This is a genomic window from Amycolatopsis sp. NPDC049868 (genome assembly GCF_044461365.1).
Lineage (GTDB): Bacteria > Actinomycetota > Actinomycetes > Mycobacteriales > Pseudonocardiaceae > Amycolatopsis.
Genome location: NZ_JBITKV010000017.1, coordinates 77890 through 101694 on the forward strand (window position 1 = coordinate 77890; position 23805 = coordinate 101694).

General features: G+C 71.7%; 4 protein-coding genes and 1 pseudogene. 4 read left to right on the plus strand and 1 reads right to left on the minus strand.

Annotation, left to right across the window (positions count from 1 at the left end):
* Nucleotides 1-66: 66 nt before the first annotated feature.
* The 3 genes and pseudogenes from ACIBTM_RS41175 to ACIBTM_RS41185 form a co-directional block, all read left to right on the plus strand.
* A pseudogene (locus tag ACIBTM_RS41175) lies at nucleotides 67-13230 on the plus strand (SDR family NAD(P)-dependent oxidoreductase); the annotation flags it as partial.
* Between the two features lie 31 nt (nucleotides 13231-13261).
* A complete protein-coding gene (locus ACIBTM_RS41180; RefSeq protein WP_395882558.1) occupies nucleotides 13262-19465 on the plus strand; it encodes an SDR family NAD(P)-dependent oxidoreductase in 6204 nt (2067 codons plus the stop codon).
* Between the two features lies 1 nt (nucleotide 19466).
* Nucleotides 19467-21797 carry an amino acid adenylation domain-containing protein gene (locus ACIBTM_RS41185; protein ID WP_395882559.1) on the plus strand — a complete coding sequence of 777 codons (2331 nt, stop codon included), beginning with the start codon at nucleotides 19467-19469 and terminating at the stop codon, nucleotides 21795-21797.
* 117 nt (nucleotides 21798-21914) lie between these two features.
* Here the strand turns inward: ACIBTM_RS41185 and ACIBTM_RS41190 are convergent, their stop codons facing one another.
* Nucleotides 21915-22349 (minus strand): hypothetical protein, encoded by a 435-nt coding sequence (locus tag ACIBTM_RS41190; protein ID WP_395882560.1) that lies wholly within the window; start codon nucleotides 22347-22349, stop codon nucleotides 21915-21917.
* A gap of 1213 nt (nucleotides 22350-23562) precedes the next feature.
* Here ACIBTM_RS41190 and ACIBTM_RS41195 point away from each other — a divergent pair.
* A complete protein-coding gene (locus tag ACIBTM_RS41195) occupies nucleotides 23563-23715 on the plus strand; it encodes a helix-turn-helix transcriptional regulator (protein WP_395882561.1) in 153 nt (50 codons plus the stop codon).
* Nucleotides 23716-23805 lie beyond the last annotated feature (90 nt).

Genomic DNA, 23805 nt, shown 5'->3' on the forward strand with positions numbered 1-23805 from the left:
GAGGGTGTTGTGAACGAGACTGACCGAACGAACGGCACGGGATGCGCGGCCGACGGCGCGGAGCCGGTGGCCGTCGTCGGCATGAGCTGCCGGTACCCCGGCGGCGTCCGCTCGCCCGAAGACCTCTGGGAGCTGCTGGCCGAAGGCGGGAACGTGCTGTCGGCGTTCCCTGAAGACCGGGCGTGGCGGCCGGACCTGCACGACCAAGATCCGGAAGCGGCCGGGAAGACTTACCTCGCCCGCGGCGGTTTCCTCGACGACGCAACGGGTTTCGACGCGCGGTTCTTCGGCATTCCGCCGCGCGAGGCGCTGGCGATGGAACCGCAGCAGCGGTTGCTGCTGGAAGCTTCGTGGGAGGCCCTCGAACGGGCTGCCATCGTCCCGGAGTCGCTCCGGGGCACCAGCGCCGGGGTTTTCGTCGGCGCGGAGCCCCGGGAGTACGGCCCGCGGCTGGAGGACGCGCCCTCGCCGGTGAAGGGCTATCTGCTGACCGGCACCACGACCAGCGTGCTGTCCGGCCGGGTCTCGTATCTGCTCGGGCTGCACGGGCCGTCCCTCACCGTGGACACGTCCGCGTCCAGTTCGCTGGTCGCGATTCACCTCGCCGCACAAGCATTGCGCGCCGGCGACTGCTCGCTGGCGCTGGCCGGCGGCGTCTCCGTGATGTCGACGCCCGGCAACTTCGTCGCGTTCAGCGGCCTGCGGGCGCTGTCGCCGGAGGGGGACTGCCTGCCGTTCTCCGCCGCCGCTGACGGCACCGTGTGGTCGGAGGGGGTCGGACTGCTCGTGTTGCGGCGGTTGTCCGACGCCATCCGCGACGGACAGCCGGTGCTGGCCGTGCTGAGCGGTTCCGCGGTCAACTCCGACGGCGCGAGCGACGGCCTGACCGCCCCGAACGGCGAGGCGCAGCAGGCGGTGATCCGCCAGGCTCTGGCCAATGCCCGGCTCGACGCGTCCGAAGTGGACGCAGTGGAGGCGCACGGCACCGGGACCACTCTCGGTGACCCGATCGAGGCGGAAGCCCTCTTCGCCACCTACGGCCGGGAGCGGGACGAGCCGTTGTGGCTGGGCTCGGTCAAGTCGAACCTCGGGCACACCCAGGCCGCGGCCGGGGTGGCCGGGGTGATCAAGATGGTGCTCGCGCTGCGCAACGGCGTGCTGCCCGCGACCCGGCACGGCGAGGAGCCGACCCCGCGCGTCGACTGGTCGCGCGGCACGGTCCGGCTGCTGAGCGAACCGGTGCCCTGGCCGGCGGGCGACCGTCCGCGCCGGGCCGGGGTGTCCGGATTCGGGCTCAGCGGCACCAACGCGCACGTCATCGTGGAAGAAGCCCCCGGCACTACGGAGCAGGTGCCGGTGCCGGAAGTGGTCCCGGCCTGGGTGCTGTCCGCTCGCTCGGCCGAGGGGCTGCGGGCGCAGGCGGCCCGGCTGCGAGACTGGGTGTCGGCGCGGCCTGGGCTCGAACCGGCCGAGCTGGCCTGGTCGCTGGCCACCACCCGGACCCCGTTCGAGCATCGCGCGGTGGTGACCGGGGACCTGTGGACCGGGTTGGCCGGTCTCGCCGACGGGGTGCCCGGGGCCGAGGTCGTCTCCGGGGTCGCGCGCGGTTCCGGGCGGCCGGTGTTCGTCTTTCCCGGCCAGGGTTCGCAGTGGCGGGGCATGGGGCTTGCGCTGGCGCGGACGAATCCGGTGTTCGCGGCCCGGCTGGCGGAATGCGCGGCAGCCTTGGAGTCCTTTGTGGACTGGAAGCTTGCCGAGGTGCTCGAAGGCGAGCTGGAGTCGGCGGACGTCGTGCAGCCCGCGTTGTGGGCGGTGATGGTTTCCCTTGCCGCGGTGTGGGAAGCCGCGGGTGTCGTGCCCGCCGCGGTGGTGGGCCACTCCCAGGGCGAGATCGCGGCGGCCACGGTCGCGGGGATGGTGTCCCTTGAGGACGGTGCGCGGATCGTTTCCCTGCGGTCGAAATCGCTGACTGCGCTCGCGGGCCTGGGCGGCATGTTGTCGGTCAACGCGACCGTGGCCGAAGTGGAAGAGCGGCTCGCCCGGTGGGGTGAGCGGTTGTCGCTGGCCACGGTCAACGGGCCGTCCGCAGTGGTGGTCTCGGGTGAACCGGCGGCGCTGGCGGAGTTGAAGGCGGAGCTGGACGCCGAGGACATCCGGGCGCGGATGGTTTCGGTGGACTACGCGTCGCACTCCGCGCAGGTGGAGCGGCTGGAAGAGGAGATCCGTGCGGTGCTGGCGGGGATCGAGCCGCGGCGTGGCCGGGTACCGATGGTGTCGGCGATGACCGGCGAAACCCTGACTGGCGAGGAACTGGACGCCGGGTACTGGTACGAAAGCCTGCGGGCACCGGTGCGGTTCGACCGTGCCGTGCGGGTTCTCGGCGACCGGGTGTTCATCGAGGTGTCCCCGCATCCGGTGCTGACCGCCGCGATCGCCGACACCTTGGAGGACGCCGGTGCGGTGTGCGGCACTCTGCGCCGCGACGAGGGCGACAGCGCCCGGCTGCTCGCCTCCCTCGCCGAGGCGTACACGCACGGCGTGCCGGTGGACTGGACGGCCGTGCTGCCCGCGGCGAACCGCGTCGACCTGCCCACCTACGCCTTCCAGCACGAACGTTTCTGGCTCGACGCCGGAGCTCCCCGCCGGCTCGACGGCGTCGCCGCGAGCCTGCCGGAACCCGTGGCCGCCCCGGTCTCCGGGTGGGCGCGGACGCTGGCCGGGAAGTCGGCCGCGGAGCAGGTCACGCGGGTGCTCGACCTGGTCCGGGCGCAGGCCGCCGCCGTCCTCGGGCACGCGTCGCCGGAGTCGGTGGATTCCGCGCTGACCTTCAAGGAGATCGGCTTCGACTCGGTCACCGGGGTCGACCTGCGCGGCCGGCTGTGCACCGTGCTGGGGCGCAAGCTGCCCAGCACGCTCACCTTCGACCATCCGACCCCGCTCGCGCTGGCCGAGTTCCTGCGAACCGAACTTCTCGGGCTCGCCGACGCCGCGCGGACGTCGGAGCGCACCGGCGCGGCCGCGGACGAGCCGATCGCGATCGTCGCGATGAGCTGCCGCCTGCCCGGCGGCATCAGCGACCCCGAGCAACTGTGGCGGCTCCTGGCCGCGGGCGGCGACGCCGTCGGGTCGCTGCCGTCCGATCGGGGCTGGGACCGCCTCGGCGAGATCGCCACGCTCGGGGGCGGATTCCTTGCTGCGGCGGGAGAATTCGACGCCGCGTTCTTCGGCGTCAGCCCGCGCGAGGCGCTGGCGATGGACCCGCAACAGCGGATGCTGCTGGAACTGTCCTGGGAGGCGTTCGAACGCGCGGGCCTCGATCCGAAACGGCTGCGCGGCTCGACGACCGGCGTGTTCGTCGGCGGCGCGGCCTCCGGGTACGGCGGCAACGCGCCCGAAGAGCTTCAGGGGCATCTCCAATCCGGGATCGCGCCCAGCATTCTCTCCGGCCGGGTCTCCTACACCCTCGGCCTGGAAGGCCCCGCGCTCACCGTCGACACGGCGTGCTCCTCGTCGTTGGTCGCCCTGCATCTGGCGGCGCAGTCGTTGCGTGCCGGGGAGTGCTCGCTGGCGCTGACCGGCGGCGTGACGGTGCACGCGACGCCGTCGTGGCTGGAGTGGTTCACCCGCCAGCAGGGCCTGGCGCCGGACGGCCGCTGCAAGGCCTATGCGGAGCAGGCCGACGGCATGGGCATGGCCGAGGGTGGCGGTCTGCTGCTCTTGGAGCGGCTTTCGGACGCGCGGCGCAACGGGCATCAAGTGTTGGCCGTGGTGGCCGGCAGCGCGGTGAACCAGGACGGTGCGTCGAACGGGTTGACGGCGCCGAACGGTCCTTCACAGCAGCGGGTGATCCGCGCCGCGCTCGCCGACGCGGGCATCGAGGCCGCTGACGTCGACGCCGTGGAGGGTCACGGCACGGGGACCCGGCTGGGTGATCCGATCGAGGCGCAGGCGTTGCTGGCGACCTACGGTCAGGACCGGGACCGTCCACTGTGGCTGGGATCGGTGAAGTCGAACATCGGGCACGCGCAATGGGCCGCCGGGGTGGCGGGCGTGATCAAGACCGTGCTCGCGCTGCGTCACCAGGAACTGCCCGCGACCCTGCACGCGGGCGAGCCATCGTCCCAAGTGGACTGGGAATCGGGCGCGGTCCGGTTGGCGACCGAGGCGGTGTCCTGGCCGGAGGTCGGCGATCGGCCGCGTCGGGCCGGGGTGTCGTCGTTCGGTATCTCGGGGACCAATGCGCATGTGATCGTGGAGCAGGCTCCGGAGGTCGCGGAGGCTCCGGTCGAGGCTGATGTCGTGTTGCCGGTGGTGCCGTGGGTGGTGTCGGCGCGTTCGCCGGAAGGTCTGGCTGCGCAGGCGGCGCGGTTGGCCGGGCTGGTTGATGAGCCGCTGGACGTGGGCTGGTCACTGGCTTCCCGGGCGGCGTTGGAGCACCGTGCGGTCGTGTTGGGCGACCACAGCCAGGGATTGGCCGCACTGGCCGAGGGCCGCGAGTCCGCCCACGTGGTGTCGGGTGTGGTGGGTTCGCTGGGGAAGGTCGGGTTTGTTTTCACTGGTCAGGGTGCGCAGCGTTTGAGCATGGGGTTGGGTCTGTACTCGGTGTTTCCGGTGTTCGCGGAAGCTTTTGACGCGGTGTGTGCCGGGTTGGAAGAGCATTTGGACGGTTCGCCGGCGGCGGTGATCCGAGGCGAGTACGGCGATCTCAACGACACGGTGTGGGCGCAGTCGGGGTTGTTCGCGGTCGAGGTCGCGCTGTTCCGGTTGTTGGAGTCGTGGGGGATGCGGCCGAACGTGGTCGCGGGCCATTCGATCGGTGAGCTGGCGGCCGCGTATGTGGCTGGCGTGTGGTCGCTTTCGGACGCCTGCGCGGTGGTAGCCGCGCGCGGCCGGTTGATGCAGGAGTTGCCGACCGGCGGAGCGATGGTCGCCGTCGAGACGACCGAAGACGAGGTTCGGAAGGCGATCGCGGGCCGCGCTGGGGTGGGTATAGCCGCGGTGAACGGCCCGAGGGCGGTGGTGATTTCCGGCGTCGAGGACGAGGTGCTGGCGGCTGCGGCGGAGCTGGCGGGCGCGGGTTGCCGGACGAAGCGGTTGTCGGTGTCGCATGCGTTCCATTCGCCGTTGATGGAGCCGATGCTGGCGCGGTTCGCCGAAGTCGTGAACTCGGTGGAGTGCCGACGTCCGGAGCTGCCGCTGGTGTCGGGGCTGACCGGGCGCGTCGTGGCCGACGAGGTCACGGACCCGGGCTACTGGGTACGGCACGTGCGCGAGGCGGTGTGCTTTGCCGACGTGGCGGGAACACTGCGGGACCAGGGAGTCCGGACCTTCGTCGAGGTGGGTCCCGACGGGGTCTTGTCGGGGATGGGGCCGTTGAGCCGTCCCGACGAGGCGGACGAGGCGTGGATTCCGGTGGCACGACGCGGACGCGACGAGGTCCGTGCGCTGCTCACCGCGGTGTCCAAAGTGTACGTGCGCGGCCTGGATGTGGAGTGGCATCACGTTTTCGCGGGCACGGGTGCCCGGAGGGTCGAGCTGCCGACCTATGCGTTCCAGCGTCAGCGGTACTGGCTGAAGGCGGTCGCGAGCGGTCGCGTCGACGATTTCGGCCTGGAAAGCCCCCGGCATCCGTTGCTGGGCGCGGCGGTGGAGCTGCCCGCGACCGGCGGGGTGATGCTGACTGGTCGGCTTTCGCTCAGCGAACAGCCGTGGCTGGCCGACCATGTGGTGGCGGGTCGGGTGCTCGTGCCGGGTACCGCGCTGCTGGACATGGTCGTGCGTGCGGCCGACGAGGTGGGCTGCGACCACCTGGACGAGCTCCTGATGGAGACGCCGCTGGTACTCGAGGATTCGGTGCGGGTCCAGGTCACGGTGAGCGGACCGGGCCCGGACGGCAGCCGCGAAGCCGCCCTGTACGCCCGTGCCGGCGACGACTGGGTGCGCCACGCGGCGGGCACCGTGCGGCCGGGTGCCGCGGTCGAGGCCGTGCGGTTCGCGCAGTGGCCCCCGGCCGGGGCGGTGCCGGTCGATCTGGAGAACTTCTATCCGGCGCTGGCCGAAGCCGGACTCGGCTACGGGCCGGTGTTCCGGGGCGTCCGCGCGGTCTGGCGGCTCGGCGCGGATCTGTTCGCCGAGGTCGCGCTGCCCGAGGACACCGAGGTCGCCGGCTTCGCCGTGCACCCCGCGCTGTTCGACGCCGCCCTGCACGCGGTGGTCGGCGCCGACGGCGGGCGGCTGGAGGTCCCGTTCGCCTGGCGGGACGTCCGGGTCCACGCGACCGGCGCGACGACCGCTCAGGTCCGGATCAGCCCCCAGGCCACCGACGGGGTGTCGCTGGTCCTCGCCGATCCGGCGGGCGAACCGATCGCCACCGTGGGCGCGCTGGCCCTGCGGCCGCTGCAGGCCGGCCGGGAAACTCCCCGAGACGACCTGTTCCGCCTGGAATGGGCGCCGGTGCCGTCCGGCTCCCCGGACGCCGGTCGTTGGGCGGGGTGGGGGAGCAGCGAAGACGCCGATTTCCTGGTCCTGCGGGTGAATCCGGCCGCGGGCCCAGTGCCCGAACAAGCGCACGCCGCGGCGGCCGAGGTGCTGGGCGTGCTGCGGGAATGGCTCGCGACGGGCACCGAAACCCGGCTGGTCGTGGTCACTGAACGCGCGGTGGACGCCGGTGACGGCCTGCCCCTCGACGTGGCCTCCGCGACGGTGTGGGGCCTGGTCTCGGCCGCGCAGGCCGAGCATCCCGGCAGCATCGTCCTGTGCGATGTGGACGACAGCGCTGACGAGCGGACGCTGAGGGCCGGAGTGGCCGCCGGGGAATCGCGGTTCGTGGTGCGTTCCGGCGAGGTGCGGGTCCCGCGGCTGGTCAAAACGACCGCGCCGCGTCCGGCTCCCCGGACCCGTCCGGGCACCGTGCTGGTGACCGGCGCGTCCGGTGCGCTGGGCGGACTGGTCGCCCGGCACTTGGCCGGGACCGGCGCTGTCGCGCGGCTGATTCTCCTGTCCCGCAGGGGAGCCGAGGCGCCGGGAATGCCGGGGCTGGCGGCGGAACTGGAACGGTCCGGTGTCGAGGTGACCGTCGCCGCGTGCGACGTCGCTGACCGGACGCAGCTGGCCGCGGTGCTGGACGGCGTGCCGATCACCGGTGTGGTGCACACCGCCGGAGTGCTCGACGACGGGGTCGTCGAGTCGCTGACGGCCGAGCGGACGGCCGCCGTGCTGCGGCCGAAGGTCGACGGTGCGTGGCAGTTGCACGAGCTGACCGAGGGTGCCGAGCTGGACTTCTTCGTCCTGTTCTCGTCGGTCGCCGGGGTGTGGGGCACCGCCGGACAGGCGAACTACGCGGCGGGCAACACCTTCCTCGACGCGCTCGCCGCCCATCGCCACCGGCAGGGCCGCACCGCGGTGTCGCTGGCCTGGGGCCCGTGGGATACCGGCATGGCCGGAGAACTGACCGGGACCGATCGCACCCGGCTGTCCCGCCAGGGCCTGCGGACCCTGTCCGCGGCGCAGGGCCTCGCCGTGTTGGACCTGGTGACCGGTCCGGCCGCCGCTCCCGCGCCGCTGCTGGTCGCGGCCCGGCTGGACCTGGCCGCGCTGCGGCGGGCCGGGGAGGTGCCGCCGGTGCTGTCCGGGCTGGTCGGCGCCTCGGCACCCGCCCGACGCACCATCGAGCAGTCGTCCGCCGACGGGAACGCGCTGGCCGAGCGGCTCGCGTCGCTGGGCGAGGCCGAGCGCGCGGACCTCGTGCGGGATCTGGTGCTGGCGCAGGCCGGACAGGTGCTCGGCCTGACCGGAGACGCGACTGTCGACTCCGGACGGTCCTTTCGCGACGCCGGGTTCGACTCGCTGACCGCCGTGGAACTCCGGACGCGCCTGGGCGCGGCCACCGGCGTGCGGCTGCCCGCCACCGTGGTGTTCGACTATCCCACCCCGGCCGCACTGACCGCGTTCCTGCTGGGCGAACTGACCGGCCGGAGCGAGACCGCTCCCGCGCGCGTCGCACCGCGCGCGGCCACCGGAGAGGACCGCATCGCCATCGTGGGCATGGCCTGCCGGTTCCCCGGCGGCGTGTCCTCCCCGGCGGAGCTGTGGGAGCTGCTCGCCTCGCGCACCGACGCGGTCGGGACCTTCCCGACCGACCGGGGCTGGCCCGCCGACCTGGTCGACTCCGATCCGGACGCGGTGCGGAAGAGCGTCGCCGCGGAGGGCGGCTTCCTCTACGGGGCCACCGGTTTCGATGCGGAGTTCTTCGGTATCAGCCCTCGCGAAGCGCTCGCGATGGATCCGCAGCAGCGGGTTTATCTGGAGACGTCGTGGGAGGCGTTGGAGGACGCCGGGATCGACCCGGACTCGTTGCGGGGCAGTGACACCGGGGTGTTCGCCGGGCTGTTCTACCACGACTATCTGTCGTGGCATCAGGTCCACGAAGACTCGGAAGGCTACCTGGGCACCGGCAGCATGGGTTCGGTCGCTTCCGGCCGCGTTTCCTATGCGCTGGGCTTGGAGGGTCCGGCGGTGACGGTGGACACGGCGTGTTCGTCGTCGTTGGTCGCGCTGCATCTGGCGGCGCAGTCGTTGCGTGCCGGGGAGTGCTCGCTGGCGCTGGCGGGTGGGGTGACGGTGATGTCCACCCCGGGCGCGTTCTTCGACTTTTCGCGGCAGCGGGGCCTGTCGCCGGATGGTCGGTGCAAGTCCTATGGGGACGGTGCCGACGGTGTCGGTTGGGGTGAGGGTTCCGGGGTTTTGGTGCTGGAGCGGCTTTCGGACGCGCGGCGCAACGGGCATCGGGTGCTGGCGGTGGTGGCAGGCAGCGCGGTGAACCAGGACGGTGCGTCGAACGGCTTGACCGCGCCGAACGGCCCGTCGCAGCAACGGGTGATCCGTGCGGCACTGGCCAGCGCGGGACTGGAGCCGGACGGCGTGGACGTCGTGGACGGACACGGCACGGGCACGCGGCTGGGCGACCCGATCGAGGCGGAAGCCTTGCTGGCCACGTACGGGCAGGACCGGCCGGCCGACCGGCCGTTGCTGCTGGGGTCGGTGAAGTCGAACATCGGGCACACACAGGCCGCCGCGGGGGTGGCCGGGGTGATCAAGATGGTGTCGGCGATGCACCGCGGCGTGGTTCCCGCGACCCTGCACGCGGAACAGCCCTCCACCCGGGTTGAGTGGGAATCGGGCGCGGTGCGGTTGGCGACCGAGGCGACACCGTGGCCGGAGGTCGGCGATCGGCCGCGTCGGGCCGGGGTGTCGTCGTTCGGGTTCTCCGGGACGAACGCGCACGTCATCGTGGAGCAGGTGCCGGAGGTCGCGGAGCTTCCCGTCGAGATCGACGTCGAGCTGCCGGTGGTGCCGTGGGTGGTGTCGGCTCGTTCGCCGGAAGGCTTGGCTGCTCAGGCGGCGCGGTTGGCCGGGCTGGTTGATGAGCCGCTGGACGTGGGCTGGTCGCTGGCTTCCCGGGCGGCGTTGGAGCACCGTGCGGTCGTGCTGGGTGACCACGGCCAAGGGCTGGCGGCGTTGGCCGGGGGCCGCGAGTCCGCCCAGGTGGTGTCGGGTGTGGTGGGTTCGCTCGGCAAGCTCGGGTTTGTGTTCACTGGTCAAGGTGCGCAGCGGCTAGGCATGGGTGCCGGGCTGCACGCGGTGTTCCCGGTGTTCGCTGAAGCCTTTGACGCGGTGTGTGCCGGGTTGGAAGAGCATATGGACGGTTCGCCCGCGGCGGTGATCCGGGGCGAGTACGGCGATCTCAACGACACGGTGTGGGCGCAGTCCGCGCTGTTCGCGACCGAGGTCGCGCTGTTCCGGCTGCTGGAGTCGTGGGGGATGCGGCCGAACGTGGTCGCGGGCCATTCCATCGGAGAACTGGCGGCTGCCCATGTCGCCGGAGTGTGGTCACTTTCGGACGCGTGTGCGGTGGTAGCTGCGCGCGGGCGGTTGATGCAGGAGTTGCCGACCGGCGGGGCGATGGTGGCGGTGGAGGCGACCGCGGAGCAGGTGTCGGCGGTGATCGCGGGCCGCGCCGGGGTGGGTATAGCCGCGGTGAACGGCCCGAAGGCGGTGGTGATTTCCGGCGTCGAGGACGAGGTTCTCGCGGCCGCGGCGGAACTGGAAGGGTGCCGGACGAAGCGGTTGTCGGTGTCGCACGCGTTCCATTCGCCGCTGATGGAGCCGATGCTGGCGCGGTTCGCCGAAGTCGTGGACCGGGTCGAGTGCCATCGTCCCACGATCCCGTTGGTGTCCGGGCTGACCGGGCGCGTGGTCGGCGACGAGGCGACCGACCCGGGCTACTGGGTGCGGCATGTGCGCGAGGCAGTGGACTTCGTCGCCGTGGCGGGAACCCTGCGGGACCAGGGAGTCCGGACCTTCGTCGAGGTGGGCCCCGACGGGGTCTTGTCGGGGATGGGTCCGCTGAGCCGCCCCGACGGCCGTGACGAGACGTGGATTCCGATGGCGCGGCGCGGACGCGACGAGGTCCGTGCGCTGCTCACCGCAGTGTCCAAAGTGTACGTGCGCGGCCTGGACTTCGACTGGCACAACGTTTTCGACGGCACGGGTGCTCGGCGGGTCGAGCTGCCCACCTACGCCTTCCAGCACCAGCGGTACTGGCTCAACGCGCTCACCGGCGGCCACGCCGACGACCTCGGCATGGACAGCCCCGAGCACCCGCTCCTGGGCGCCTCTGTCGAACTGCCCGCCACCGGCGGAGTCATGCTCGCCGGCCGGCTCTCGCTCGGCGAACAGCCGTGGCTGGCCGACCACGCGGTTGCCGGGCAGGTCCTCGTGCCGGGCACCGCGCTGCTGGACATGGTCGTCCGCGCCGCCGACGAGGTGGGCTGCGACCACATCGACGAGCTGCTGATCGAGGCCCCGCTCAAGCTCGAAACCGGGGTCTCGGCCCGGATTCAGCTCACCGTCGACGGTCCGGACGACACCGGCCGCCGCGCGCTCAACGTCTACGCGAAGAGCGGCGACGGCGAATGGGTCCGGCACGCGGCGGGCGCGGTGTCCGCCGGAGCCGCCCACGCTGACGGCTCAGACCTGGCGCAATGGCCCCCGGCCGGCGCGGAGCCGATCGACCTGGACGGTTTCTATCCAGGGCTGGCCGAGACCGGGCTTGAATACGGGCCGGTGTTCCAGGGCGTCCGTGCGGTCTGGCGGCGCGGCGAGGAGCTGTTCTCCGAAGTCGAACTGCCCGAAGGCGTTCCCATCGCAGGGTTCGGCGTGCACCCCGCCCTGTTCGACGCGGCGTTGCACGCGGCCGGAGTGGACACCGAGGGCCTGCGGCTGCCGTTCGCCTGGAACGACGTGGTGGTACACGCGTCCGGTGCTTCGGCGGCCCGGGTGCGGATCTCGCCGGTGCCGGGCGGGATCTCGCTCGCGCTGGCCGACGCCTCCGGCGAGCCGGTGGCGTCGGTCGGGATGCTGGCGCTGCGCACGGCAAGCGTTGAAGAGCTGACCGCGAGTTCCGACGGCTCGACCTACGCGGTCGAGTGGACGTCGGTCCCGCCCGCCGACTCCTCGAACGCCGACCTCGACCTGCTGACGGTGCCGACGCTCGACGGCGAACTGCCGGAACAGGCCAACGCCGTCGCGCTCGACGTGCTGGCCCGGCTGCGGGCATGGCTCGCCACGGACACCGAAACCCGGCTCGCGGTGGTCACCGAACGCGCGGTCGACGTCGGCGACGGGCTCGCCCTGGACCTGGCGACGGCGCCGGTGTGGGGCCTCGTCCGCGTCGCGCAGTCGGAGAACCCCGGCCGGATCGTGCTGTCCGATGTGGACGATCTGGCCAGTCCCGCCGTCCTCGACTGGGTGCGTGCCGGGATCGCGACGGGGGAGTCCGAGTTCGCGGTGCGCGCCGGCGAGGTGCGGGTGCCGAGGCTGACCCGGGTTACGCCGCCTGCCCCGGACGACACCCGAGCCGCGGGCACGGTGCTGATCACGGGCGCGTCCGGGGCCTTGGGCCGCCTGGTCGCCCTGCGGCTGGCCGAAACCGGTATCGCCAAGCGGTTGTTGCTGCTGTCCCGGCGTGGCGCCGACGCCCCCGGGCTCGCCGAGCTGGCCGCGGACCTGGAACAACGCGGCGTCGAAACCACGATGCTGGCGTGCGACGCCGCTGACCGCGAGCAGCTCGCCGGAGTGCTGGACGGCGTGTCGCTGACCGGCGTGGTGCATTCGGCCGGGGTCCTCGACGACGGGGTCATCGGCTCGCTGACCGACGAGCGGATGACCGTGGTACTGCGCCCGAAGGTGGACGCGGCCTGGCATCTGCACGAGCTGACGCAGCCGATGAACCCGGACTTCTTCGTGGTGTTCTCCTCCGTCGCCGGGATCTGGGGCAACGCCGGACAGGCCGCCTACGCGGCGGGCAACACCTTCCTCGACGCGCTCGCCGCGCACCGCCGCCAGCGGGGCCTGCCCGCGGTGTCGATCGCGTGGGGTCCGTGGGAATCCGGGATGGCCGGCGAGTTCACCGAAGCCGACTGGCGGCGGATGTCGCGCCAAGGGCTGGCTCCGCTGCCGGAACCGGAAGGGCTGCGCGTGCTCGACGCCGCGCTGGGCCAGTGCGGTCCGCTGCTGGTGGCGGCCCGGCTCGACCTGGCCGGGGTGCGCCGGTCCGGGGAGGTGCCGCCGCTGCTGTCGGCTCTGGTGCCCAGCGCCCGGCCCTCGGCACCGACCCGCCGCGCGGTCGGCGAACGCGTCGTGGACGCCCGCAGCACGCTTCACGACCTGAGCGAACCGGAACGCCGGGACGCGCTGCGCGAGCTGGTCAGCACGCAGGCCGCGCTGGTACTGGGCCTGGCCGGGACCGGCGGGCTCGACGCGGACCGCCCGTTCCGCGAAGTCGGCTTCGACTCGCTGACCGCGATCGAGCTGCGCAACCGGTTGAACGAGGCCACCGGGGAACGCCTCTCGCCCACCGCGGTCTTCGACTACCCGACCTCGAGCGCACTGGCGGACTTCCTGCTGGAAGGGATGTTCGGCGCCGAGACCGGGGAGGCACCGGAGCAGCCCGCGCTGTCGGCCTACTCGGGCCTCGACCGGCTCGAAGCCTCGCTCGCCGAACTGCGGGCCGACGACACCGCGCGGGCGAGGGTCGCCGCCCGGCTCACCGACCTGCTCGCCGCGCTGACCGAAGCGGAGGGCGGCGCCGGCGATTCGGTCGCCGACCAGCTCCAGTCCGCCAGCGACGACGACATGTTCGACTTCATCGACAAACAGCTCGGGATCTGAACTCCGCGCACGAAAGAGGAAGGACTCCCGGATGTCGAACGAGGACAAGCTCCGCGACTATCTGAAGCGGGTCACCACCGAACTGCACCAGACCCGCGAGCGTCTCCGCGAAGCCGAGGAGCGCAAGCAAGAACCTGTCGCCATCGTCGGCATGGCCTGCCGGTTCCCCGGCGGGGTCTCGTCCCCGGACCAGCTGTGGGAACTGCTCGAAGCGCGCACCGACGCGATCGGCCCGCTGCCTGCCGACCGCGGCTGGCCGGCCGACCTGCTCGACCCCGACCCGGACGCGCTCGGCAAGAGCATCTGCGTGGAGGGCGGCTTCCTCTACGAGGCAAGCGGATTCGATGCGGAGTTCTTCGGTATCAGCCCTCGCGAAGCGCTCGCGATGGATCCGCAGCAGCGGGTTTATCTGGAGACGTCGTGGGAGGCGTTGGAGGACGCCGGGATCGACCCGGACTCGTTGCGCGGCGGCGACACCGGGGTGTTCGCCGGGCTGTTCTACCACGACTACCTGATCTGGAACCAGGCGCGCGAGCAGTCCGAGGGCTACCTCGCCACCGGCAACATGGGCTCGATCGCCTCCGGCCGGATCTCCTACGCGCTGGGCTTGGAGGGTCCGGCGGTGACGGTGGACACCGCGTGTTCGTCGTCGCTGGTCGCGCTGCATTTGGCTGTGCAGTCTTTGAACGCGGGGGAGTGCTCGCTGGCGTTGGCGGGTGGGGTGACGGTGATGTCCACGCCGGCCACGTTCATCGACTTTTCGCGGCAGCGGGGCCTGTCGCCGGATGGTCGGTGCAAGTCCTATGGGGACGGTGCCGACGGTGTCGGTTGGGGTGAGGGTTCCGGGGTTTTGGTGCTGGAGCGGCTTTCGGACGCGCGGCGCAACGGGCATCGGGTGCTGGCGGTGGTGGCGGGTTCGGCGGTGAATCAGGACGGTGCGTCGAACGGGTTGACGGCGCCGAATGGTCCGTCGCAGCAACGGGTGATCCGTGCGGCGTTGGCGCGCGCGGGGGTGGGGCCGGACGGCGTGGACGTCGTGGACGGGCATGGGACCGGGACCCGGCTGGGTGACCCGATCGAGGCGGAAGCCCTGCTGGCCACGTACGGGCAGGATCGGCCCGCGGACCGGCCGTTGCTGCTGGGGTCGGTGAAGTCGAATATCGGCCATGCGCAGGCGGCTGCCGGGGTGGCCGGGGTGATCAAGATGGTGTCGGCGATCCGTCGGGGCGTGGTGCCCGCGACGTTGCACGCCGAGGAGCCGTCCACGCGGGTGGAGTGGGATTCGGGTGCGGTGCGGTTGGCGACCGAGGCGGTGTCGTGGCCGGAGGTCGGCGATCGGCCGCGTCGGGCCGGGGTGTCGTCGTTCGGGTTCTCGGGGACCAATGCGCATGTGATCGTGGAGCAGGCTCCGGAGGTCGCGGAGGCTCCGGTCGAGACAGACGTGGTGTTGCCGGTGGTGCCGTGGGTGGTGTCGGCGCGTTCGGCGGAGGGACTGGCTGCGCAGGCCAGGCGGTTGACCGGGTTGGCGGATGAGCCGCTGGACGTCGGGTGGTCGTTGGCGGCCAAGGCGGCGTTGGAGCACCGTGCGGTCGTGTTGGGTGATCACGGCCAAGGGCTGGCGGCGTTGGCCGAGGGCCGCGAATCCGCCGGCGTGGTGTCGGGTGTGGTGGGTTCGCTGGGGAAGGTCGGGTTTGTTTTCACCGGGCAGGGTGCGCAGCGGCTAGGTATGGGGTTGGGCCTGTACTCGGTGTTTCCGGTGTTCGCGGAAGCTTTTGACGCGGTGTGTGCCGGGTTGGAGAAGCATCTGGACGGTTCGCCCGCGGCGGTGATCCGGGGCGAGCATGGCGATCTCAACGACACGGTGTGGGCGCAGTCGGGGTTGTTCGCGGTCGAGGTCGCGCTGTTCCGGTTGTTGGAGTCGTGGGGTATGCGGCCGAACGTGGTCGCGGGCCATTCCATCGGAGAACTGGCGGCTGCCCATGTTGCCGGAGTGTGGTCGCTGCCCGACGCGTGTGCGGTGGTGGCGGCTCGCGGCCGGTTGATGCAGGAGTTGCCGACCGGCGGAGCGATGGTCGCCGTCGAGACGACCGTGGAGCAGGTGTCGGAGGTGATCGCGGGCCGTCCGGGCGTGGGAGTGGCTGCGGTGAACGGGCCGACGGCAGTCGTGATTTCCGGCGTCGAGGACGAGGTTCTCGCGGCCGCGGCGGAACTGGAGGGGTGCCGGACGAAGCGGTTGTCGGTGTCGCACGCTTTCCACTCGCCGCTGATGGAGCCGATGCTGGCGCGGTTCGCCGAAGTAGTGAACTCGGTGGAGTGCCGACGTCCGGAGCTCCCGCTGGTGTCCGGGCTGACCGGGGCCGTGGTCGGCGACGAGGTGACGGATCCGGGCTACTGGGTGCGGCATGTGCGCGAGGCAGTGCGCTTCTCGGACGTGGCGGGAACCCTGCGGGAACTGGGGGTGCGGACGTTTGTCGAGGTCGGCCCGGACGGCGTCCTGTCGGGGATGGGTCCGCTGAGCCGCCCCGACGACGCGGACGAGGCGTGGATACCGGTGGCGCGGCGCGGACGTGACGAGGTCCGTGCGCTGCTGACGGCGGTGTCCAAAGTGTACGTGCGCGGCCTGGACTTCGACTGGCACAACGTTTTCGACGGCACAGGTGCTCGGCGTGTCGATCTGCCCACCTACGCTTTCCAGCACCGGCGGTACTGGCTGAACGCGGTCGCGGGCGGCCGTGCCGAGGACTTCGGCCTGCACAGCCCCGAACATCCGCTCCTGGGCGCTGTCGCGGAACTGCCCGCCACCGGCGGGGTCATGCTCACCGGTCGCCTCGCGCCGGGAACCCCGTCCTGGCTCGCGGGCTCGACACTGGCAGGCCGGACGATCCTGCCCGCCGCGGCACTGGCGGACCTGGCGATCCGCGCCGGCGACGAGGCCGGATGCGGTCGACTCGAAGAACTTCTCGTCGAGACGCCGGTGGTGCTGCCGAGCCGGGACAGCCTGTCGATGCAGGTCACCGTCGGCGAAGCGGACGCCGAGGAGCGGCGGCCGGTGGCGGTGTACACCCGGATCGGCGACGCCCCGTGGGTGCGGCACGCGTCCGGCACGCTCGCCCCTGGCGGCCACGACGCCGGACTGGCCCCGTGGAGTTCGCAGTGGCCACCGGCCGGCGCGGAAACCATCGATGTCACTGCGCTGTACGAAGAATTGGCCGCCTCGGGAGCCAGCCACGGGCCCGCCGTGCGCTGCGTCCGCGCGGCGTGGCGGCGCGGCGACGAGCTCTTCGCGGACGTAGCCCTGCCCGAGGGCACCGACGTCGCCGGATACGGCGTCCACCCCGCGTTGCTCGACGCCGCCCTGCACCTGACCCAGCTGGCCGAGTCCACCGGCGGCGCGCCGTCGCTGCCCACGATGTGGAGCGGTGTGGACGTGCACGCCTCCGGCGCGATCGCGACGCGGGTCCGCCTGGCCCCGGCCGCCGAGGGCGTCGAGGTGGCCTTGGCCGACCCGGCCGGACAGCTCGTGGCCTCCGCGCAGTCGGTGGTGCTGACCCCGTTGACCGCCGCTTCGCTGGACCGCACCCACGACGGACTGTTCCGGATCGAATGGGCGCCGGTAGAGCTGCCCGACGCGGCTCCCGTCCTTTCGTCGGCCGTCCTCGGCGGCGACGGCGGACTGGCCGTGCCGGGTGCCCTGGGCTACGCGGACGTCGCGGGGCTGATCGCCGCGGTCGAGGCCGGGGCCGCGGTGCCCGAGGTGGTCGTCGTCTGCTGCCCTCGCGGCGAGGACCTGGCGGCAGGCATCGCCGGGCAGGCCCGCGAGGCCGTGCTGCACGTGCTGGATGTGGTACGCGATTGGCTTGCGGCGGACGCGATGGAGAGTTCGCAGCTGGTGGTGGTGACCGAACGAGCCGTGGCCGCGACGCCCGGCGTCGGCGTCCGTCTGGACGGGGCCGGGGTCGTCGGCCTCATTCGCGGCGCCGCGGGCGAACACCCGGAGCGGATCGCGCTGGCCGACGTGGACCGAGTCGACGGCACCGGCGCACTGGTGCTGGCCGCGACCGTGCTGCGCGAACCCGAATTCGCGATCCGTGGCGCGGAAGTGCTGGTGCCGCGCCTGCACCGGGCCGAAGCGGACGGCCTCGCCGTGCCCGCCGGACCGGACTGGCAGCTCGGCTTCACCGCGCCCTCGCTGGAAAACCTGGAACTGCGCGAGAAAGACCGCGTCCCGCTCGCGGACGGCGAGGTCCGGGTGGGCATCCGCGCCGCCGGGGTGAACGTCGAAGACGTGCGCACCGTGCTGGACGGCGGTTCCGGGCCCCTGGGCCGAGAAGGCGCCGGAGTGGTGCTGGAAACCGGCCCCGGTGTGACCCGGTTCGCCGTCGGGGACGCGGTCCTGGGCGTGTTCGACGGCGCGTTCGGCCCCACCGCGGTGACCGATGCCCGGTTGCTGCTGCCGATCCCGGCGGGCTGGTCGCACCCGCAGGCGGCCGCCGCTCCGCTGGCGTTGCTCGCCGCGTGGCACGCGGTGGCCGACATCCGACCAGGACAGCGAGTGCTCATCCACGACGCCGCGTCGGCGGCCGGGCTGGCCGCGGTGCGGCTGGCGCAGCATCAGGGCGCGGACGTCGTCGCGGTCGCGGAACGGTCCGCGTGGCGCGTGCTGTCCGAAGCGGGACTCGACGAGGAGCACCGCACCGAGAACGCCGCTTCGGCTCCTGGACGGGAAACCGTGCGTGTCGACCGACTTCCGACTCCCGAAGCGTTCGGCCCGCTGCTGGCGTCGCTGTCGACCCCGCTCGCCGAAGGCGTGCTGCGCCCGCTGCCGGTGGAGTGCTGGGACATCCGACACCCGGCGGCGGCGTTCGCCCGGGTGAACCGCGGCGGGCCCGAGAAGATCGTGCTGACCGTGCCCGCGCCGTCCGGTCGGGCGGGGACCGTGCTGGTGACCGGGGCGTCCGGCGCGCTCGGCGGGCTGGTCGCCCGGCACCTGGCGCGGCCGGGCGGGGCCAAGAACCTGCTGCTCGCCTCGCGGCGGGGCATGGGCGCGGCGGGCATGCCCGAACTGGCGGGCGAACTGGCCCGGTCCGGGGCGAGAGTGCGGGTGATCGCCTGCGACGTCGCCGACCGCGACCAGCTGGCCGAAGTGCTCGCCGGACTGCCCGAGACCGAGCCGCTGACCGGCGTGGTCCACGCCGCGGGCGTGCTCGACGACGGCGTCGTCGGCTCGCTCACCCCGGAGCAGATCCACCAGGTCATGCGCCCCAAGGCCGACGCCGCCTGGAACCTCCACGAGCTGACCAGGCATCTCGACCTCGACACCTTCACCCTGTTCTCCTCGGTGGCCGGGGTCTGGGGCAGTCCCGGACAGGCCAACTACGCGGCGGGCAACACCTTCCTCGACGCGCTCGCCGCGCACCGCCGCCAGCAAGGACTGCCCGCCGCTTCGCTGGCCTGGGGCCCCTGGGAGAACGGCATGGCCGGGGAACTCACCGAAGCCGGACGGCAGCGGATGACCCGCCACGGCCTGCGCCCGCTCGCCGTGGCCGACGGGCTCTCGCTGCTGGACGTCGCCACCGGGCGGACGGACCCGCTGCTGGTCACCGCCCAGCTGGACCTGGGCGCGCTGCGCCGCTCCGGCAGCCCGGTCCCCGCGCTGATGACCGGGCTGGTCCGGCCAGGACGGCGGACCGCCGGAGCCGCCGACCCCGGCCGGACCAGCGCACTGGCCAGGGAACTCGCCGCGCTGCCGCCCGAACAGCTCGAAGGCGCGATCCTGAACGCGGTGCTCGCGCAGGCGGCGCTGGTGCTCGGGAAATCCGGTCCGGAATCGGTCGAGGCGGGCCGGTACTTCCGCCAGCTCGGCTTCGATTCGCTGACCGCGCTGGAATTCCGCAACCGGCTCAGCGGCGCGCTCGGCCTCCGGCTGCCTGCTGCGGTGGTCTTCGACCATCCGACCCCGGCGGATCTCGCCCGCTACCTGCATGGGCAGCTCGCCGACCGGGAAGCAGACCACCGTCCGGTGCTGGCCGAACTGGACCGGCTGCGGTCGCTGCTGGCCGGGATCGGCGCGCGGGGCGAGGGCAGGGCCCGCCTGGCGGACCGGCTGGAGCTGCTGGTGGAGGAATTCCGAGGCAGCGCAACGGATCCCGAGTCCGTCGACGATTCCGACGACGACATCGCCGAGGCGACCGACGACGAGATCTTCGAGCTCATCGACAAGGAACTGGGTATCTGACATGGACACGACGCGTGCCTGGCAGGGCGAAGAACTGGCTTGCGTGGCACCGGCTTCCGGCGAACCGGCCGCGGCCGCGCGAATCGAGCACCGGCTGTCCGCGGAGACGGTCCGCGCAGTCCGCGCACAGGCCGAATCCCTTGGCGTCCCGGAGTTCGAGGTGCTGCTCGGCGCCTTCGCCGTGCTGCTCGAAAGGCATGGCGCCGGACGGGACCTGTTCCTCGGAATCGTGCACCGGCGACTGCTCATCGATCCACTGTGGACTGTTCGAGAACTTCTTGTCCAGCAAGGGGAATATCCTGCGGAGTCGTCCAGGCGCGCGCGGTACGCGTTCTCCCGGGACCTCGGTGCCGACGACGGCGTCGAACTCGAGATCGCTGTCGATGGCGACCTGGTTTCGGCCCGGTACCAGCCCGAACTCCTGCCCGAAGAGCAGGTCCGCCTGCTGCTGGCCCGGTACGAGACAGTGCTTTCCGCCGTGGCCGAGGACCCCGAGCGCCGCGTCGGCGACCTGCCGTGGTGGAGCGCGAAGGACCACGAAATCATCTCAGCGGCCAACGACACCGCGCGACCCGTCGAACCGGCCTCGGTGCTCGAAGCCGTCCACACCCGCGCCGTGCGCGCACCTGAGACCAGCGCCGTCGGCGAAGGGGATCGCTTCGTCGACTACGGCCAGCTGTGGCACGCGGCCGTCGCCCAATGCGCCGTGCTCCGGGAAGCCGGGATCGGCCCGGGGGACAGGGTGGCCATCTCGCTCCCGCGCGGCCCCGAACTCGTCACCGCGGTCCTCGGCACCTGGCTCGCCGGCGCGGCCTACGTGCCCCTGGACGCGGCACACCCTGAGGACCGAATCCGTTACCAGCTCGCCGACTCGTGCGCGAAAATCCTGATAGCGGCTGGAAATATGGGCCAGTTCGCCACCTCCGACCTCGCCGTGCTGTCCGCTTCTCCCGCCGAGGACGCGCTCCCGGCGGACCACAGCGCGCCCCCGGCACCGGATCCGGCCTCCTGCGCGTACCTGATCTACACCTCCGGCTCCACCGGACGTCCTAAAGGGACACTCATCACGCACGGCGCGCTGGCCAACGTCGCGAGCCACTTCGCCCGGCAACTGGACGCCGGCCCGGCGGACACGATGCTGTGGACGACCACCTTCGCCTTCGACATGTCCGGCGTGGAACTGTTCGTATCCCTGGTCTCCGGATGCCGCCTCGCCGCCGCGCCGGACCCGGCCCGCAGCGACGGCCGGGTGCTGCGCGAACTGGTCGAACGGTACGACGCGCGGTTCGTGCAGGCCACCCCGACCACTTGGCGGCTGGTCCTCGACCGCATGGCGGATTGCTTGCGCGGCCGCAGCGTCATCACCGGCGGCGAACCGGTTCCGGTATCGCTGGCCCGTCGCCTGCTGACCGCCGGCTGCGTGCTGCACCACGCTTACGGCCCGACCGAAACCGCGATCTGGTCGACCTCCCGCGTCATCGCCGACGACCCCGGACCGCGGCTCGACGTCGGCGGCCCGATCGCCAACACCCAGGTGCACGTCGTGGACCAATACGACCGGGAACTGCCGGTCGGCGTCCGCGGCGAACTGTGCATTTCGGGGGCCGGAGTGGCCATCGGCTACCACGACCGCCCGGAGCTGAACGCGGCCCGCTTCGGCGTGCACCCGGTGCACGGCCGCTTCTACCGCACCGGAGACCTGGCCGGCTGGCGCGCCGACGGCACCCTGGACCTCTTCGGCCGCGGCGACCGCCAGGTCAAACTGCGCGGCAACCGGATCGAACTGGGCGAGATCGAAACGACCCTGCTGGCCCACCCCGAAGTCGCCGCCGCCGCGGTCCTGGTCGTCGGCGACCCGACGGCCGATGCCGTACTCGTCGGCTGCCTGGAGCCGTCCGGGAGTGGTGTCGACCTGGACAGCGTCCGCGAGCACCTGCGCGAACGCCTCCCCGCCTCAATGACCGTCGGCGAGCTTCTGGTCTTCGAGTCGATCCCGATCAACGCCAATGGGAAGGTCGATTATCCGGCGCTGGACCGCTCGCTGGCGGAACGGCCTCGCACCACCTGCCCGGCTTCGGCACCGGGGTCGGGTTCGGTGCAGATCACCGACGGGTTGATCGAGGTCTGGCGCACTGTGCTGCGTCGTGACGACGTGGACGAGGACACTGATTTCTTCGCCCACGGCGGGAATTCGATGCTGGCGGCGGTGGCGATGCAGGAGCTGCACAAGGTGAGCGGCGTGTCGGTCGGTCTCACGGAATTCTTCGAATGCCGCACTCCGCGGGCTCTCGCGGAGCGGGTTCCGTTCATCGGGACCGCACTGGGTCGGTGAACCGCGGCCCGCGCCGTCGACCGCCATCCCCGCCAATCCGATGACAGACAGCGAACAGCCCCCTCGGGAAAACCGAGGGGGCTGTTCGACGATCGACGAGGGCGCTCGGCCGGAGCGTTACTTCTTCTGCTTGCGGAACGCCGCGCGGACCTGGCTGTTGCGGGTCAGCACCGCGACCCCGATCAGCGGCAGCGCGCTGATGCCCTGGATGACGGCGTACCAGGGCGGGCAGATGCCCGGGATCAGGTCCACCGCGATGATCGCGATCGGCAGGATGACGGAGACGGTGGCGAGCCGGTCGTACGGACCCCCCGCGCCGTTGGCGGCCTTGTTGACCCAGCTCAGCATCAGCGGGGCGACCAGGAGCAGGATCGCGCCCCGCACCCACATGAACGTCGTGACCTCCTGGTGCATGAAGGCGACCACTACGCAGGTGGCGAGCACGATGGCGCTGACGATGCCGAAGAAGCCGACGCACTTCTTGATCGTGTCGAACGCCTGCTTGGTGCGCGGGTCGTTGAGCGCCGCGGTGTCGATCGTGAAGTTGGCCATGTCCGGTTCCTTAAGTCTGGTGATGTGTTCGAGGTCTTGCGATGCATTCGAAGTTACTGACCGGCCGGGCTGACCGGTATGGGTCTGGACGTCCGGCCGAGTAGGGACAGCCACACTTCGCTCCCCGGCGGCTCCGGCTCGACGGCGCGTGCGCCTTTGAGCCCGGGAAGCCTGGCTGAAGAAGTGAATAGCAGCACCCGTCAGCCGGTGTCAACGACGCGGCGGCCATCCGATGGAAAAGCATTAATGCACGCCCGGGACCGGCTGGCGAATGCGCTCGCCGACCCGGGAAAGGGCCGGTGAACGGTGGCCTAATTCCCCGGGAAGCCCGCGCGGCGGTCCGGCCGCTCGGCCCCGGTCCGGCCCCGCCGGGTCCTGGACGGCCCTGGGAGTCGCTCGCGCCGGGCACGGGGTCGATCACGCTTCGATCAAGAGAACCGCCAGGTCATCGGCTAGATTGGGCCATCAGGGGAGCGAGCGGCGGGAGACGAAGCGGGAAAAACTAACCGCCGGTGCGGCCTGCCCTGTCAGTCGTTGACGGGCCTGCCGGGCCGTTGATATGTTCAACTGGCAGTTGAACACGACTGGGACCTGTCGACCACTCGATAATGGGGGACATTATCAAGCACGTTCAGTCATGAAGTAGCGAGGCAAACCAAGCTTTGCCGGAAAAAGCGGCAGGGTTCCGATTTTTCGCGACGGCACGGCAGACCCGTCGGGGGCGTCGTCTGCGGGCACGGTCGAGCCGGGAGGTCTGGGGAAACACGATCCCGCCCGGTGGGGCGTTCCCGGTTCTTGTTCCTAATGTCGCATTTGAGACGCTGAGTGTCTCAGATGCGACATTGGGAACCTCCATCGCCGGATCGTCGAGACGGTGAGTGTCCCCAGCGTGGCGCTCGGGACACGACACGTTTGCCTTACCCCTCGATAACTGCCGGGGAGCAGGCAGGCGAGAAAAGCGGGCGAGACGATCCGGAGCCGAGTGCGGCGCCGGGTCTCTCGGGACCGCGGCGCCCGTTCCCCCTGGCGCGCCATGCCCTTTCCGCGCTCCTACCCTCCACTCAGGACATTCCGAGGCGCTGGCGAGCCGACGAGGAAAGACACGAGGAGGCCGGTCCGACGAAGCGGATTCGCTGTGGGCAATGGGGGAGCCGGGTCTGAAGGCTGGGGAAGCTGAGGGAGATCCACCGCCGCTCCACCGGCGGAGCCGGGTATGACCAACCGGGAGAATAGCCCGAAACTGTTCATCACTGTCAGCACAGTTGAACAGCACCTCACCCGCATATACCGGAAACTCCAGGTGCGCAGCAGGGCAGAGCTGCCAGGACGGCTCCGGATGGCCGATTGTGTCGGCGATGCGAGCTGATCCGGCCGCGACAGTGTGTAGTATCCGCCCGGACATCGCGGGCGGGCCGGCGAACGCCCGAAATGTGAAGGTATTGCCGGGAAGTGCGAG

Bases quoted from the DNA above. Each gene is read 5' to 3' on its own strand.
- ACIBTM_RS41180 (WP_395882558.1), top strand. From the start codon at position 13,262: ATGTCGAACGAGGACAAGCTCCGCGACTATCTGAAGCGGGTCACCACC.
- ACIBTM_RS41185 (WP_395882559.1), top strand. From the start codon at position 19,467: ATGGACACGACGCGTGCCTGGCAGGGCGAAGAACTGGCTTGCGTGGCA.
- ACIBTM_RS41190 (WP_395882560.1), bottom strand. From the start codon at position 22,349: ATGGCCAACTTCACGATCGACACCGCGGCGCTCAACGACCCGCGCACC.
- ACIBTM_RS41195 (WP_395882561.1), top strand. From the start codon at position 23,563: ATGACCAACCGGGAGAATAGCCCGAAACTGTTCATCACTGTCAGCACA.